This window comes from Streptomyces polygonati (assembly GCF_042650325.1).
Classification (GTDB): Bacteria; Actinomycetota; Actinomycetes; order Streptomycetales; family Streptomycetaceae; genus Actinacidiphila; species Actinacidiphila polygonati.
This window is the reverse complement of the sequence record NZ_JBHSBB010000003.1, coordinates 1-14614: the sequence shown is the minus strand read 5'-3', so window position 1 is coordinate 14614 and position 14614 is coordinate 1. Positions and strand designations below refer to the sequence as shown.

The following is a 14614-nucleotide window of genomic DNA, read 5'->3' as shown; positions in this document are numbered from 1 at the left end:
TGTGCCGAGAAGTTCACCGTAAGAACGGCATATTCGCCCGAATGGGGGACAACAGGGGCGTGCTGGCGGCCCGGACCGCACGGTCCGTAGGGCCGTAGACCGGACCGGACAGGACCGGACAGGACAGGACCGGAGCCGGCGGGAAGCGGCCGGGGAGCGGAGGGGGGCCGACCGGCCCGCGGTGCGGCGCCGGCGCCGCCGTACAGTGAACGGAGCGCCTTGTGAGACCCACAGCCGGCGCCACCGAGGGGCACAGCAGAAGGAGTCGTCGTGAGTGAGCTGGACTTCGTTCACCTGGGGTTCGGCGCCAGCGCCGTCGAGTACCGCGAGGCCTGGCAGGAGCAGCGCCGCGTGCACGCGGCGCGCTTCGCGGACGAGATCCCGGACACCTGCCTGCTGCTCGAACACCCCGCGGTCTACACCGCGGGCCGCCGTACCGCCGACAGCGAACGCCCGCTGGACGGCACCCCGGTGGTGGACGTCGACCGCGGCGGCAAGATCACCTGGCACGGCCCCGGCCAGCTCGTCGGCTACCCGATCCTGAAGCTGCCCCGGCCGGTCGACGTGATCGCCCATGTGCGGCGGCTGGAGGAGGCGCTGATCCGTACCGCCGCCGACTTCGGCCTGGAGACCAGCCGGGTGGAGGGGCGCAGCGGGGTGTGGGTGCTCGGGGACCCGGTGCGGGCCCGCACCGGCGGCCTGACGCTCGACTTCGACCCCCGGCTGGCGGACGACGAGTTCGACCCGCGGCTGAACGGCCCCGAGTACGCCCCCTCCAACGCCGGGCAGCGCCACGAGGACCGCAAGCTCGCCGCGATCGGCATCCGCGTCGCCAAGGGCGTGACCATGCACGGCTTCGCGATCAACTGCGACCCGGACAACACCTGGTTCGACCGGATCGTGCCGTGCGGGATCCGGGACGCGGGCGTCACCTCGCTCTCGGCGGAGCTGGGGCGTACGGTCCCGGTCGCCGAGGTGCTGCCGGTGGTGGAGAAGCATCTGGCCGGCGTGCTGGCGTCGGCGGTGCCGCTGCCCCGCGCGGTGTGAGCCGGCCCGGGCTGGCGCGAGCCGGCGGGTCGGCCGGGAATGCACCCGCGAGGCCGCTGGTTGGTTCGTTGTGGAGCCGTAGGAATCACGGGCGTACGCTGGTGTTCGCCGAAGAATCAAAGCTTTAGGGAGCCGGTCGTGTCCGCAGTCGCACCCGACGGACGCAAGATGCTGCGCCTCGAGGTCCGTAACAGCCAGACCCCCATCGAGCGCAAGCCCGAATGGATCAAGACCCGGGCGAAGATGGGCCCCGAGTACACGCAGATGCAGAAACTCGTCAAGAGCGAGGGCCTGCACACCGTGTGCCAGGAAGCCGGCTGCCCCAACATCTACGAGTGCTGGGAAGACCGCGAGGCGACCTTCCTGATCGGCGGCGACCAGTGCACCAGGCGCTGCGACTTCTGCCAGATCGACACCGGCAGGCCGGCCGCCCTGGACCGCGACGAGCCGCGCCGGGTCGGTGAGTCCGTGGTCACCATGGACCTCAACTACGCGACCATCACCGGTGTCGCCCGCGACGACCTGCCGGACGGCGGTTCCTGGCTGTACGCCGAGACGGTCCGGCAGATCCACGCGATGACCGCGGAGCGCGCCGAGGGCCGTACCAAGGTCGAGCTGCTCATCCCCGACTTCAACGCCGAGCCGGACCAGCTCGCCGAGGTCTTCGGCTCCCGCCCCGAGGTGCTGGCGCACAACGTGGAGACGGTGCCGCGGATCTTCAAGCGGATCCGCCCGGCCTTCCGCTACGAGCGGTCGCTGGAGGTCATCACCCGGGCCCGCGCGGCCGGTCTGGTCACCAAGTCCAACCTGATCCTGGGCATGGGCGAGGAGCGCGCCGAGATCAGCCAGGCGCTGGAGGACCTGCACGCCGCCGGCTGCGAGCTGATCACCATCACCCAGTACCTGCGGCCGACCGTGCGGCACCACCCGGTGGAGCGGTGGGTGAAGCCCGCGGAGTTCGTGGAGCTGAAGGAGGAGGCCGAGGAGATCGGCTTCGCCGGGGTGATGTCCGGGCCGCTGGTGCGCTCGTCGTACCGCGCCGGACGGCTGTTCCAGCAGGCGGTGGACCGCCGCGCGCAGACGCTGGCGTAACGGCCGTGAGGCTTTTCATATGAGTTTGACCGAGTGGTCACCGGCTGGTAACACATTGTGGTGAGGCTGGTTTCATCGCATCGCCGTATCAGCTGACTTTTGACTTTGAAGGGGACGCCATGCCGTCCAGGCCCGTGCACGTTGCCCCGCTGCGCGTCGTACGCCCGCACGCCCCTGTCTCCGGCGCGCTGCGGGCCGTGGAGTCGTTCCTGCTCAGCGGTGGCCAGCAGACCGCCCGGCGCAACGCCTGGGCCGCCGTGGTCGCCGACCGGCAGCGGGCCAGGGACCGCAGGGAGGCCGAGCACGAGATGGCCGCGCTGATGAGCGGGGCGCTCGGCCCGCGCTGACGCCGGTCGGCCGGTGCGCCGGTCCTTGACGGGCCGGTGATCGGCCCGGGGATCGGCCGGTGACCGGTCGGTGCCCGCGGTGACGGCGTACCGACAGGCCACGTATCCTTTTCTGCATGGCGAGGAAGGAAACATCCGAGAACCCTGGACGTCTGAAGCAGATCGTCCAGACCTACAAGATGACCAGGCAGGCCGATTCCAAGATCGGGCTTGTCATTGCGGCTGTGGGAATCGTCACCTTCGGTGTCATCCTCGCCATCGGCTTCTTGATCAGCCACCCCATCTACGCCGGCATCCTCGGCGTCCTGCTGGCGGTTCTCGCCATGGCGGTCGTCTTCGGCCGCCGCGCCGAGGGGGCCGCCTTCGGGCAGCTCGAAGGCAAGCCGGGCGCCGCCGCCGCGGTGCTGCAGAACGTCAAGGGCTGGACCGTCACCCCCGCGGTGACGATGAACAAGAGCCAGGACGTGGTGCACCGGGCCGTCGGCAAGGCCGGCGTGGTGCTGGTCGGCGAGGGCAACCCGAACCGGGTCAAGGGCCTGCTGGCCGCCGAGAAGAGGAAGGTCGCCCGGGTCGTCTACGACGTGCCGGTGCACGACTTCATCGTCGGCAACGGCGAGGGCGAGCTGCCGCTGAAGAAGATCCGCACCACGCTGATGCGGCTGCCCCGCACGCTGAGCGGCCCGAAGACCACCGAGGTCAACGACCGGCTGCGCGCGCTGGGCGATCTGATGAGCAATATGCCGATCCCGAAGGGTCCGATGCCGCGGGGCATGCGGATGCCGAGGGGCCGCTGAGCGGTTCCGCTCTTCTGGCAGCGAGGGTCCGGACGCCCGGCGCGGGCGTCCGGGCCCTCTTCCGTCGGCGGACGCCTCGGGCTGCTAGATGCGGATCTGTACGGCGCCGGCCGCCTTGTCGTGCAGGCCGCGGGTGTCGCGGTCCCAGATGACGGCGGGGACGACAAGCAGCAGCAGCACCGTACGGATGAGCACTCCCAGCGGCAGCAGCCGCCCGCCGTCGAGGCGCACCACGCGCAGCCGCAGCAGCCGCTTTCCCGGGGTGCTGCCGACCAGCGCCAGACTCACCAGGCTCAGCGCGGCGAACAGCGCGAGCGCCCACGGATTGGACGCGTTGTAGTCACGGTGCGCGATCAGGCCGTATGCGATCAGCACGCACAGAATCCAGTCGATGAACACGGCGACCAGGCGGCGGCCGACCGGTGCGATCGATCCGGGGCCCTCCTCGGGGAGGCCGAGCCGCTCGCCGCGGTAGCCGAATTCGACGCCCATGTCTTCGGCTGCCGCGCGGGGCCCCGACAACCACGATCCGATGACTTCCCTGTTGTCCACGCGTCCACGGTAACCCCCCGTAAGAGGGGTCCTACCGCCCGGGTACCAGGGCTTCGGCGTAGCGGTTAACACCTCAGAAACAAATGGGTCATGCTGGAGAAATCCCTGATCTCTATGGTCGGGGCAGTGTGCGCCACCGCACTGGCCGCACCTCGATCGCCAACCCGACCCCCGGGGCCGGGCCTAGGAGGAGTTGGATGTTCCAGAACGCCGACGACGTCAAGAAGTTCATCTCGGACGAGGACGTCAAGTTCGTCGACGTCCGGTTCTGTGACCTGCCCGGCGTCATGCAGCACTTCACGGTCCCGGTGTCCTCGTTCGACCCGACCGATGAACTTGCCTTCGACGGGTCGTCCATCCGCGGCTTCCAGGCGATCCACGAGTCGGACATGGCGCTGCGGGCCGACCTCTCCACGTCCCGGGTCGACCCGTTCCGCAAGGACAAGACGCTCAACATCAACTTCTTCATCCACGACCCGATCACCGGCGAGCAGTACAGCCGTGACCCGCGGAACGTGGCGAAGAAGGCCGAGGCGTACCTCAAGTCCACCGGCATCGCCGACACGGCGTACTTCGGCCCCGAGGCCGAGTTCTACGTCTTCGACAGCGCGCGCTTCGCCACCCGGGCGAATGAGTCCTTCTACCACATCGACTCCGAGGCCGGCGCCTGGAACACCGGAGCGGTCGAGGACAACCGGGGTTACAAGGTCCGTTACAAGGGCGGCTACTTCCCGACCCCGCCGGTCGACCACTTCGCCGACCTGCGCGCCGAGATCTCGCTCCAGCTCGAAGCCTCCGGCCTCCAGGTCGAGCGCCAGCACCACGAGGTGGGCACGGCCGGCCAGGCCGAGATCAACTACAAGTTCAACACGCTGCTGGCCGCCGCCGACGACCTGATGCTCTTCAAGTACATCGTGAAGAACGTCGCCTGGCGTAACGGCAAGACCGCGACCTTCATGCCCAAGCCGATCTTCGGTGACAACGGCTCCGGTATGCACGTCCACCAGTCGCTGTGGCAGGGCGGCAACCCGCTCTTCTACGACGAGGCCGGTTACGCGGGCCTGTCCGACACCGCCCGCTACTACATCGGCGGCATCCTCAAGCACGCCCCCTCCCTGCTGGCCTTCACCAACCCGACGGTGAACTCCTACCACCGCCTGGTCCCCGGCTTCGAGGCCCCGGTCAACCTGGTCTACTCGCAGCGCAACCGCTCGGCCGCGATGCGTATCCCGATCACCGGTTCCAACCCGAAGGCCAAGCGCGTCGAGTTCCGCGCCCCGGACCCGTCCTCCAACCCGTACCTGGCCTTCTCGGCCCTGCTGCTGGCCGGCCTGGACGGCGTCAAGAACAAGATCGAGCCCGCCGAGCCGATCGACAAGGACCTCTACGAACTCGCCCCGGAAGAGCACGCGAGCGTCCCCCAGGTCCCGACCTCCCTCCCCGCCGTCCTCACCGCCCTCGAGGGTGACAACGACTACCTCCAGGCCGGCGGCGTCTTCACCGCCGACCTGATCGAGACCTGGATCGATTTCAAGCGCACCGCCGAGATCGCCCCCATCCAGCTCCGCCCGCACCCGCACGAGTTCGAGCTCTACTTCGACATCTAGGCCGCCCGGGCCCGCACCCGGGCCCCGCTCCCCCGGAGATGTCCACGACGCGAGGCCGTCGACCCCCGCCATGAGACGGCGGGGGTCGACGGCTTTCTTCGCCTTTCTTCGCCTTTCTTGGACTTCCTTGGACCGAAGAAGAGGACGCCGTGCCGACGCTCGCCGTGACCGGCCACATCGACCTGACGGACGCCTCCGTCCCCCTGATCCGGGCCGCCCTCCGCGACCTGCTCGCCGCGTACGCCGGTCCCGACCGCCTCATCGCCATCTGGAACGGCCAACCCCCCACCGGCAAGGGCGGCGGCACCGCCGACGCGGTCCTCGAAGCCCGAGCGGCGGGCATCCCGGTGGACATGGTGTGGCCGCGGGACGCGGGGCGTGAGAGGTCTGACTTCTGAAAAGTGTTCCGGGCGAAAAGAAGGGCCGCGGTGACGCCCGGAACCCCTCGCCGAACCCGGAGGGGTTCAGATCCACGCCCCTTCGAGATCAGCGACGAAATCATCGTAGGAACGGTTCGAGCCCTTCGGCTTGCCGACCAGTCCGTACTCGTGTGCCGCTCGTGCCACCCGAGGGCCATCGCTCTCCCGGCACGTCGGAATGCCGAGTCCGTGCTTCAGCTTCTCCTTCGGGCCTTCGATCCGGCCGGTGTCCTTGTCGCTCAGGGAAGACGGCGCTTTCCAGCGCGGGTGGACCCGGGTGAAAGCGTCCGGGAAGAGCAGGATCCATGCTTCGGACTCCCAAGCCGCCAGGGCGAAGACCGCGTCGCAAGGAGAGATTTGGCGCGTCAGTTCCGCGGACACCGACGCACGTACGCCGGAGTACCGGGCGCCGGTGAAGCCGTCGAAGTCCTCGTGGACGACGATTCCGTGGAGTGCGGCCCGCTGTTGCAGAGCCTTCGCCCGGGCCTTGCCCACGAGTGCCTTCACGGCCGCGGAGAGATCGGCACCGGATTTCTTGCGCAGCCGAACGGGATCGTTGATACGTACCAGCTTCGCGACGTCGCACACGTCGGGACGATGTGCGCGTATGAGGGCGGCCAGGATTTCGCAATCATTCTGCACACCGGAGACCCACAGCTCCCCGAGCGGCTGGTCCCCCGATTCCTCAACGATCTCCTTGACCTCGTCAACAGTCAGCGCCGGGATGATCGAGGCGCCGAACTCATCGCGGTCACACATGATGAACTCCTCCGGACGGAGCCGGTTCACCAGAGCGGGAGAGTGCGTGGCGACAATGAGCTGAGTGTGCTCCGAAGCCTCACGCAAACGCTGGACCACCAGTTCCAGGGCCTGTGGATGCAGACCGTGGTCGATCTCTTCGATACGGGTAAAGGCCGGAGGGGCGGGATCGTACAGGAGAGCGAGCAAGCCCAGAAGGCGAACAGTGCCGAATGAGGCGTCGGCAAGCGGGGTGAGGCGACGAAGACCGTGTTCACGCAAGACCACGGTGAGACGGTCCGTCGAGCCTCCGGTCTCTTCGAACTCAATGTTCTCCAACTGGGGCAGTACGGTTCGAGCATCCTCGACCAGGTTGTCCCAGACAGATTCCTGTCCGCTCAGGTAGATCAGAAAGGCCGCCAGATTCTCCGCGTGTGGGGACAGCACACCGAGGTTTGCCCCACTCAGTCGGGTCGGCATGCGTGCCGCTGCTACATCGACATCGAACACCCGGAAGGAAGAAAGGCGGTTCACGACGCTGGTGACCTCGTCTCCACCGTCCGCGGGTCCCAGTCTGGGCAGAGTCGACAGGCCGCTGCTGAGTCTTCTGATGCCGAAACTTCCGCTGGCCTGCTCCTTACCCGCTCGCTTGTCGACGACGCGTGCCTGTTCACCGGTGATCGTGATGCGCCGGCCGCGTCCCTGAGTCCGCTTGAACTGGAAGCTCTCCTCCCGGGACAGGCTGTACGCGTCCCGGTTGCCGTCGCGGTTTGACGGCAGCGCGCGGCGCCGAATGGTGAGACCGTACTCATCAGGGGCATGGGCGTCGAGTTGCTGGTCCAGGTGGCCTTCAACTGGATGCGCATCGTTGTCGGCGGCTTGGTTCCGCCCCAGAAAGCGACCTCGTCGAAGCCTCCGCGAGCGTCGAGAGCGGGGCGTAAGAACCCGAGGAGGGGCACGACGCAGGTCACGCCCTGTCTGCCTGCCCCGCTCACGCGGTCCGCTCGGCCGCGTCCAGTACCGCGCCCCAGGGGAGTTCGCGTTCCGCCGGGGCCTCGCGGGGCTCGTGGAGGGGCCAGATGGCTGGGCCGTAGATGAGGCGGACGTGGGACCGGCGGAGGGTGTCGAGGTGGTGGGGCCAGGCGGGGTGGCGGGCGTGGGCGGCGTTGACCTGGGGGAAGACGACGACCGGGAGGTGAGGGGTGCCGAGGGCCTCGCACACTTGGGTCAGGGCCTGGTTGTCGGCGATGCCGGACGCGAGTTTGGCGACGGTGTTGGCGCTGGCCGGGGCCACCACGTAGCAGTCCACGGGTGGGTGGGGGCGGGGCTGGTCGGGGAAGCGGGGCTGGTCGCGTACGGGGAGGCCGGTCAGTCGCTCCAGCGGCTCGACCTCGCCCATCCGGCGGAGCCAGGCCCCTGCGGTCGGTGTGAGGGTCACCGCCACGCGCCAGCCCCGGGCGAGGGCGGGCTCCACGAGTCCCTCGCGGAGGGCCTGCACTCCCCCGGCGGCCGAGGCCACCACCCCCAGCACACCGCGTGTCGCCGTCGTCATCGGACCGCCCTTCGTTCTCGGGGATCAGCTCGGGGATCGGTTGGGGGATCGGTTCGGGGATCGGCTACCGCGTACGCGCGCCGGCCCGGATCCCGGCGATGATTCTGGCCGAGCCGCGGGTGTAGTAGAGGTCGTGGCTCGCGCATCCGGCCAGCGAGTCGGCCGCTGCCACCAGGTACGGGTAGCGGGTCGGGGACAGGGTGGCCAGGGCGGCGCGTTTGGCCTCGACATGGGCGTCCTGGGCGGCGCGGTCGGCGTCGGTGCGGCCGGGTTCGGAGATCGCCAGGGTGACCAGCGCGCAGAGCACTTGGCTGGCGATCTCCGCCGCCTCGTCCACCGGGAAGCCGCCCTCGGCGAGCAGCGCGAGGGTGCGCTCGGTGAGCGCGAGGCCGGGTTCGGAGGCGAGGATCCGGGTCATGACCAGGCCCGCGACCTCCGGGTGCTCGCGCAGCGCGGGCAGCAGGGCGTCCAGCACCTCCTGCAACTGCTCGTGCCAGGGGCGGCTGTCCGGGTCCGGAACGGTCACCAGGGACAGCAACCGCTCGGCGAGCGCGTCGAGGATCGCCTCCTTGTCGCGGAAGTGGCGGTAGAGGGCCATCGGTGTCGCGCCGTGGTGCTGGGCGACCCGGCGGGTGGTGACCGCGTCGAGACCTTCCGCGTCGGCCAGCGCGAGGGCGGTGGAGACCAGTTCGTCCCTGCTCAGCCGTGCCTTGGCTCCCATGGCCGCAGCCCCTTTCCTCGTCCGGCGACTGGGATGAGTGTACTGCGTAGACTTTTTCAGTATACGTTGTATGCTTACGCCGCAGACTTTGACGGCGACCACTTGTCCCCATCGCAACCCCTCCCGAGGTAACTCATGCGACGCAGCCCCTGGGCCACCCTGGCCGTACTGGCATTCGCCCAGTTCATCGTGGTGCTCGACGTGACGATCGTGAACGTCGCGCTCCCCGACATCCAGACCGACCTCCACTTCTCCGCCGAGAACCTCCAGTGGGTGATCAGCGCCTACACCCTGCTCTTCGGCGGTTTCCTGCTGCTCGGCGGCCGCATGGCCGACCTGCTCGGATCACGACGGGTCTTCGTGATCGGGCTCGCCCTCTTCGGCGCGATGTCGCTGCTGGCCGGCCTGGCGACCTCCCCCGGCATGCTGATCGGCGCGCGCGCCGTGCAGGGGCTGGGCGGCGCGCTGCTGTCGCCGGCCGCGCTGTCCATCCTGACCGTCACCTTCCCGCACGGCCGGCAGCGCAATATCGCCATGGGCGTCTGGGGCGGCCTCGCCGGGCTGGGCGGCACGCTCGGTGTGGTGGCCGGCGGCCTGCTCGTGGACAGCCTCGACTGGCGCTGGGTGTTCTTCGTCAATGTGCCGATCGTCGCCGTCATCACGGTCATCACACCGGTCTTCGTCCGTCACGTCGCCGCGGCCCGCGCCGGGGACCGGGCCTTCGACGCGGCCGGCGCCGCGCTCGGCACCACCGGGCTGCTCGCCGTCGTCTACGGCGTCGTGCGCGCCGAGCCGGCCGGCTGGAGCTCGCCGGAGGTCATCGGCTTCCTGGCGGCCGGCGTCATACTGCTGGCGGCGTTCGTACGGGTCGAGGCCCGCGCGAAGGCGCCGCTGGTACCACTGGGGCTGTTCCGCTCCCGCGCCCTGTCCACGTCGAGCATCGCGCTCGGGCTCAACGGCGCGGCCTTCCTCAGCATGTTCTTCCTGACCTCGCTCTACCTCCAGCAGGTACGCGGCGACTCGGCGCTGGCGGCCGGCGTCCACTTCCTGCCGATGGGAGGCGCGGCCATCGCCGCCGCCGTGCTCAGCACCCCGCTGATCCAGCGCTTCGGCACCCAGCGCGTCCAGTTGGGCGGCGCCGCGCTCGGCGTGGCCGGGCTCTTCCTGCTGATGACGGCCGACGCCCACGGCGGCTACGCGACCGCGCTGCTGCCCGGACTGCTGCTGTTCGGCACCGGCATCATCGGCGTCGGCGTGCCCGCCCAGATCTCGGCGGTGGTGGATGTCCAGCGCCATGAGGCCGGCGCGGCCTCCGGTGTGGTGACCGCCTTCTACCAGGTCGGCGGCGCGCTGGGCCTCGCCATCGTCACCACGCTGTCGCTCTCCCGCACCAACGCGGCCGTCGCCGAAGGCGCCTCGCACCAGCAGTCGCTGGTGGACGGCTTCCACCGCGGGCTGCTGATCGCCGCCATCGTCGCGGCCGTCAACATCGCCGTCACCCTCGCCTCACCCCAGCTCACCCCGGACGCCGAGCTGATCGCGGAAGCCGCGGCCGTCGCCTGACCGCTGGACGCGCCGGGAGCTACGCCAGGCGGATCGGGTTGCTCCAGGCGCGGGCGCCGGACGAATCCTCCACGGTGATACGGCAGTAGGCGCTTCCCGTCGTGAACCCCTCCAGGGGCAGCGAGCATTCCGTCAGCCCGCTGCCCCGCACGACGCGCGCCCCCGGGGCACCACCGGTGAGCAGGACCTTGGCGGCCGGGGAGCAGCGGACCGTGATCATGCCGTCGTGCAGCTGGATGTCGTGGAGTTCGGGGCCGGTGCTCGCGTAGTAGTGGCCGGCCTTGAGGGCGGCGAGCAGCGCGGCCGGGTCCAGGGTCTCGGCGCGGACCCGCACCCAGGCGGCGCAGGCGGGAGGGTCATGCGGCTGGAAGTGCGCGTCGTCCGCCGCGTAGGCGGTGAGGCGGTGGCCCTGGGCGAGCAGTACGTCGCACAGGTGCCAGCTGTCGCCGCGGTCCTCGCGGGCCGCCAGGGCGTTGTAGACCTCCACGGCGTGGGCGGCGTCCAGGCTGCGGGCGTCGGCGGAGGTGAGCAGGGAGGCCGCCGGGTGGGCCATGCCGATGAACGCGCCGGCCGCCCGGGCCCGCCGGGCCAGTTCCGGTCCGGTCTCGCCGGGGCCGGGCGGCGGGAATCCGAGCGGCAGTCCCACCGCGATGATGTGCCACTCCGAGGAGAACTCGGTGCGCGGGGCGTGCAGTTCGGCGCCCAGGATGGTGGTGAAGGAAGGCGTCCGCAGGCCGCGGGTGTCCGTCTGCCGGAAACCGTACGCGGCCCGGAAGTGGTCGGTGACGGCCAGGAAGTCGTAACCGGCCTCCCGATAGCGGCGCGTGACCTCCTCGGGCGGCAGCGCTCCGTCGGACCGGTCCGAGTGGGTGTGCAGATTGCCGCGCCAGAAGCGTCCCGGGCGGTCGAACGGCTCCACGTGCACCGGCTGCGGCCTCCCCGAAGTGCCTGGATCTGTCCGCCGATCGGCTGACCGCGCCGACCCTCGTCGCCCCCGATCGTACGGCCCCGGGGACGCGCTCGGCGAGCAGCGGGGGGATCGGGACCGCGGTCCCCGGCGGTGGAGACCGGCGGCCGGCGGCGGACAACGGACAGCGGACAGCGGACCGAATCCCGAGTGCATGACACGTTCACGCCGGGGAAGCCGGATTCCTGGAGGTAGATAATCATGGGACCGTTGCTTCTCGTTCTTCTGCTCGCACTGATTCTCTTCGGCGCGGGATTCGCGCTCAAGATTCTGTGGTGGGTCGCCGTCATCGTGCTGATCGTCTGGGTGCTGGGCTTCGTCATGCGGGGCACGCATTCCAGCGGCGGCAGAAATCGCTGGTATCGATGGTAGAAACCGCTCGTGGTAACCGCTGGTCGTAACAGCGGTGTGCGGTACGGAGGGCGGCGCCCATCCCCTGGGGATGGGCGCCGCCCTCCGTCGCGTGCGGCCGACGTTTTCGGTACGGGGAGGGATGGGCCCGGCGATCGAGGACAGGAGAAGCATGCCGGGGTGTTTCCGGGAATACGCAGCGGCTCGACCTCCACCGGAAACGCCCCGGCACCCCGGCTCCGGGAACTCCGGTCACTGCGAGGGGAATTCGGGCCCGCCCTATGACAAGGATGTTCGGCATGGACGTACGCGGCCGGAACAATGTCGTGGTGACCGGCCGGGACGACGGGCCGGTGGTGATGCTGGCACACGGCTTCGGGTGCGACCAGAACATGTGGCGGCTGGTGCTGCCCGAACTGCGGCGGCGCTTCCGGGTGGTGCTGTTCGACCATGTGGGGGCCGGCCGGTCGGACCTGTCGGCGTGGAGCGAGGAGCGGTACGGGCGGCTGGACGGCTACGCGGCGGACATCGTGGGGATCTGCGAGGATCTCGCGCTCGGACCCGTGACGTTCGTCGGGCATTCCGTCAGCTCGATGATGGGCGTGCTGGCCGCGGTGGACCGCCCCGAGCTGTTCGAGAGGCTGGTGCTGCTCACGCCCTCGCCGTGTTACGTGGACGACCCGGAGCGCGGCTACCGGGGCGGCTTCAGCGCGGCCGACATCGATGAGCTGCTGGAGTCGCTGGAGAGCAACTACCTCGGCTGGTCAGCTGCGATGGCCCCGGTCATCATGGGCAACGCCGACCGTCCCGAACTGGGTGAGGAGCTGACCAACAGCTTCTGCCGCACCGATCCGGCCGTCGCGCGGGTCTTCGCCCGTACGACCTTCCGGTCCGACAACCGGGCCGACCTGGCCGGGGTGCGGGTGCCGACGCTGATCGTGGAGTGCTCGAACGACGCCATAGCGCCGGCGGGCGTGGGCGCGTTCGTCCGGTCCAGGATCCCCGGGAGCGAGCTGGTCACCCTGGAAGCGACCGGGCACTGCCCGCAGTTGAGCGCCCCCGAGGCCACGGCCGCCGCGATCACCGGCTTCGTCACGACCCCGCGGTGAATATGTGCGCGACCGGGGACGACGCCTCGCACGCGGAGCCGTCCAGCGACGCGGTGGCGTTCTCCGCGCTGCTGGAGGACAGCGTCGAGGATCTCTACGAGAACGCCCCCTGCGGTTATCTGTCGACCCTGCTCGACGGGCAGATCGCCAAGGTCAACACCACCCTGCTGGACTGGCTGGGCTACCGCCGCGAGGAGCTGGTCGGCCGCCGCCGCTTCGCCGACCTGCTGACCGTCGGCGGCAGGATCTACCACGAGACCCATTTCGCGCCGCTGCTGAGCATGCAGGGCGAGGTGGGCGGCATAGCGCTGGAACTCAGGGCCGCCGACGGCACCCGGCTGCCGGTGCTGGTCACCTCCGTCGTCAAGCACGGCCACCAGGGGCGGCCGCTGCTGATCCGCACCACCGTCTTCGACGCCCGCGACCGCCGCGCCTACGAGACCGAGCTGCTGCGCGCCACCCAGGAGGCGCGGGCCGCCCGGGAGGCGGCCGAGGCGGCGCGCGACCAGACCGAGCGCGAGCGGGCCCGCTGGCAGCAGCTGGCCGTCACCCTGCAACGCACCCTGCTGCCCCCGACGCTGACCGCGCCGCCCGGTATGCGGGTCGCGGCCCACTACCGCATCGCCTCGACCGAGCAGGTCGGCGGCGACTTCTACGACCTCTTCCCGCTGGCCGGCGGCAGCTGGGGGCTGTTCCTCGGCGATGTCTGCGGCAAGGGCGCCGAGGCGGCGGCGATCACTTCGCTGGCCCGCTACACGCTGCGCGCCGCCGCTGTCTACGACCCGGAGCCCGCCGCGGTGGTCGCCAACCTCAACACGGTGCTGAACTTCGAGTACCAGGGGCTGATGCCGCGCTTCTGCACGGTGCTGTTCGGGGTGCTGACCCCGGACGGACCCGGGCGGCCGGATCAGGCCGAGGGCGCCCCGGGAGCGGGGGGCTGCGCGCAGGCTTTCACTCTCACGCTGGCCGGCGGCGGCCACCCGCCGGCCCTCCTCATCCGCGCCGACGCGAGCGTCGAGGAGGTGCAGCTGCCCGGCGGCCAGCTCATCGGCGCGCTGCCCGATCCGTACATCGCCACCGCCACGGTGCGGCTGGCTCCCGGCGACACGCTGCTGCTCTACACCGACGGCCTCACCGAGGCCCGTACCGCCGGACCGGGCCGCGACCGCTACGGCGACGAGGCGCTGCTGGACTTCGCCGCCGCGCTCGCGCCGAGCACGGCGGCCGGCGTCGTCGACGCCGTGACCGGTCTGCTGGACGCCCTCGGCGAGGGAGTGGAGGACGACACCGCCGTCCTGGCCCTGAGTGTCCCGGCCCGCACCGCCGGAGGGAGCCCCGACGCGGTCCGCACCGTGCACCCGACCGTGGCCGGCGCCGCGACCGGCGACCCCCGGCACCCGGCTCCCTGACTCCGGCCGGCGGGGTGGCGGGGGTCACCGAGGCCGCCGGAGCCGCCGGGTCCACCGAAGGCCGGAGAACCGCGCGGGTCTCAGGAATCCTGGCGGGAGTCGCGCCGGGAGGAGTCGTCCTGGCCGTGGTCGTCCCAGTGGTCCTCGTGCTGGGCGTGACGGTGGCCGTCGTGGAGGTAGTCCATGTGGCCGTCGTGCGGGATCGCGGTGTGACCGCAGTCGGGGCCGTGCCGGTGGGTGTGGTTCGGGTGCGGTACGTGTGCGGTGGTCATGGCTCTCTCCGTAAGTTGTTGGGCGGCCCGGGAGGGCCGGGTGTGGCTTATGGCTTCTTGCCTTCAGTGGCTTC

15 protein-coding genes and 1 pseudogene are annotated in these 14614 nt (G+C 70.3%); 10 read left to right on the top strand and 6 right to left on the bottom strand.

The window, feature by feature from the left end; all coding sequences use genetic code 11:
- The first annotated feature begins 270 nt into the window (after positions 1–270).
- The 4 genes from lipB (at position 271) to ACFO3J_RS02030 (ending at position 3280) form a co-directional block, all read left to right on the top strand.
- Complete coding sequence (lipB, locus tag ACFO3J_RS02045; protein WP_386425403.1) at positions 271–1047, top strand: lipoyl(octanoyl) transferase LipB; 777 nt, start codon at positions 271–273, stop codon at positions 1045–1047.
- A 138-nt stretch (positions 1048–1185) separates the two neighbouring features.
- The gene (locus ACFO3J_RS02040; RefSeq protein WP_386425400.1) at positions 1186–2139 is read left to right on the top strand and encodes a lipoyl synthase; all 954 of its coding nucleotides are present in this window, start codon (positions 1186–1188) and stop codon (positions 2137–2139) included.
- A gap of 119 nt (positions 2140–2258) precedes the next feature.
- Entirely contained in the window at positions 2259–2486 is a 228-nt protein-coding gene (locus tag ACFO3J_RS02035; protein WP_386425397.1) for a hypothetical protein, read from the top strand.
- A 116-nt stretch (positions 2487–2602) separates the two neighbouring features.
- Positions 2603–3280 carry a DUF4191 domain-containing protein gene (locus ACFO3J_RS02030; protein ID WP_386425394.1) on the top strand — a complete coding sequence of 226 codons (678 nt, stop codon included), beginning with the start codon at positions 2603–2605 and terminating at the stop codon, positions 3278–3280.
- A gap of 84 nt (positions 3281–3364) precedes the next feature.
- Here the strand turns inward: ACFO3J_RS02030 and ACFO3J_RS02025 are convergent, their stop codons facing one another.
- A complete protein-coding gene (locus ACFO3J_RS02025; RefSeq protein WP_386425391.1) occupies positions 3365–3832 on the bottom strand; it encodes an RDD family protein in 468 nt (155 codons plus the stop codon).
- A gap of 197 nt (positions 3833–4029) precedes the next feature.
- Here ACFO3J_RS02025 and glnA point away from each other — a divergent pair, with 197 nt between their 5' ends.
- Together glnA and ACFO3J_RS02015 are read left to right on the top strand one after the other, a co-directional pair.
- Positions 4030–5439, top strand: coding sequence for a type I glutamate--ammonia ligase (gene glnA / locus ACFO3J_RS02020; RefSeq protein ID WP_386425389.1), 1410 nt, complete (start codon positions 4030–4032; stop codon positions 5437–5439).
- A 149-nt stretch (positions 5440–5588) separates the two neighbouring features.
- Positions 5589–5837, top strand: a complete 249-nt coding sequence (locus ACFO3J_RS02015) for a hypothetical protein (protein ID WP_386425387.1) — start codon at positions 5589–5591, stop codon at positions 5835–5837.
- Between the two features lie 660 nt (positions 5838–6497).
- Here ACFO3J_RS02015 and ACFO3J_RS02010 read toward each other — a convergent pair.
- The 3 genes and pseudogenes from ACFO3J_RS02010 to ACFO3J_RS02000 all read right to left on the bottom strand — a co-directional run.
- A pseudogene (locus ACFO3J_RS02010) lies at positions 6498–7591 on the bottom strand (AAA family ATPase); the annotation flags it as partial.
- Positions 7588–8148, bottom strand: coding sequence for a flavoprotein (locus ACFO3J_RS02005; protein ID WP_386425384.1), 561 nt, complete (start codon positions 8146–8148; stop codon positions 7588–7590). The gene ACFO3J_RS02005 and the pseudogene ACFO3J_RS02010, both read right to left, overlap by 4 nt.
- Before the next feature lie 64 nt (positions 8149–8212).
- The gene (locus ACFO3J_RS02000; RefSeq protein ID WP_386425381.1) at positions 8213–8869 is read right to left on the bottom strand and encodes a TetR/AcrR family transcriptional regulator; all 657 of its coding nucleotides are present in this window, start codon (positions 8867–8869) and stop codon (positions 8213–8215) included.
- Between the two features lie 135 nt (positions 8870–9004).
- Between ACFO3J_RS02000 and ACFO3J_RS01995 the strand changes: the two genes are divergently transcribed.
- Positions 9005–10432, top strand: coding sequence for an MFS transporter (locus ACFO3J_RS01995; RefSeq protein ID WP_386425379.1), 1428 nt, complete (start codon positions 9005–9007; stop codon positions 10430–10432).
- A 19-nt stretch (positions 10433–10451) separates the two neighbouring features.
- On the opposite strand, the gene ACFO3J_RS01990 is transcribed toward ACFO3J_RS01995, so the two are convergent.
- On the bottom strand, positions 10452–11357 hold the full coding sequence (locus ACFO3J_RS01990; protein ID WP_386425377.1) for a PHP domain-containing protein: 906 nt from the start codon (positions 11355–11357) through the stop codon (positions 10452–10454).
- A gap of 243 nt (positions 11358–11600) precedes the next feature.
- Here ACFO3J_RS01990 and ACFO3J_RS01985 point away from each other — a divergent pair, with 243 nt between their 5' ends.
- The 3 genes from ACFO3J_RS01985 (at position 11601) to ACFO3J_RS01975 (ending at position 14268) form a co-directional block, all read left to right on the top strand.
- The gene (locus ACFO3J_RS01985; protein WP_093735357.1) at positions 11601–11771 is read left to right on the top strand and encodes a hydrophobic protein; all 171 of its coding nucleotides are present in this window, start codon (positions 11601–11603) and stop codon (positions 11769–11771) included.
- A gap of 278 nt (positions 11772–12049) precedes the next feature.
- A complete protein-coding gene (locus tag ACFO3J_RS01980) occupies positions 12050–12859 on the top strand; it encodes an alpha/beta fold hydrolase (RefSeq protein ID WP_386425374.1) in 810 nt (269 codons plus the stop codon).
- Between the two features lie 2 nt (positions 12860–12861).
- On the top strand, positions 12862–14268 hold the full coding sequence (locus ACFO3J_RS01975) for a PP2C family protein-serine/threonine phosphatase (RefSeq protein WP_386426010.1): 1407 nt from the start codon (positions 12862–12864) through the stop codon (positions 14266–14268).
- A gap of 80 nt (positions 14269–14348) precedes the next feature.
- Here ACFO3J_RS01975 and ACFO3J_RS01970 read toward each other — a convergent pair whose 3' ends face one another.
- Positions 14349–14540, bottom strand: coding sequence for a hypothetical protein (locus ACFO3J_RS01970; RefSeq protein WP_386426054.1), 192 nt, complete (start codon positions 14538–14540; stop codon positions 14349–14351).
- Between the last annotated feature and the right edge of the window lie 74 nt (positions 14541–14614).

Coding starts and splice junctions, on each gene's coding strand:
- ACFO3J_RS02030 (WP_386425394.1), top strand. CDS start 2,603: ATGGCGAGGAAGGAAACATCCGAGAACCCTGGACGTCTGAAGCAGATC.
- ACFO3J_RS02035 (WP_386425397.1), top strand. CDS start 2,259: ATGCCGTCCAGGCCCGTGCACGTTGCCCCGCTGCGCGTCGTACGCCCG.
- ACFO3J_RS02000 (WP_386425381.1), bottom strand. CDS start 8,869: ATGGGAGCCAAGGCACGGCTGAGCAGGGACGAACTGGTCTCCACCGCC.
- ACFO3J_RS01980 (WP_386425374.1), top strand. CDS start 12,050: ATGGACGTACGCGGCCGGAACAATGTCGTGGTGACCGGCCGGGACGAC.
- ACFO3J_RS01985 (WP_093735357.1), top strand. CDS start 11,601: ATGGGACCGTTGCTTCTCGTTCTTCTGCTCGCACTGATTCTCTTCGGC.
- ACFO3J_RS01995 (WP_386425379.1), top strand. CDS start 9,005: ATGCGACGCAGCCCCTGGGCCACCCTGGCCGTACTGGCATTCGCCCAG.
- ACFO3J_RS01975 (WP_386426010.1), top strand. CDS start 12,862: ATGTGCGCGACCGGGGACGACGCCTCGCACGCGGAGCCGTCCAGCGAC.
- glnA (WP_386425389.1), top strand. CDS start 4,030: ATGTTCCAGAACGCCGACGACGTCAAGAAGTTCATCTCGGACGAGGAC.
- ACFO3J_RS01970 (WP_386426054.1), bottom strand. CDS start 14,540: ATGACCACCGCACACGTACCGCACCCGAACCACACCCACCGGCACGGC.
- ACFO3J_RS02005 (WP_386425384.1), bottom strand. CDS start 8,148: ATGACGACGGCGACACGCGGTGTGCTGGGGGTGGTGGCCTCGGCCGCC.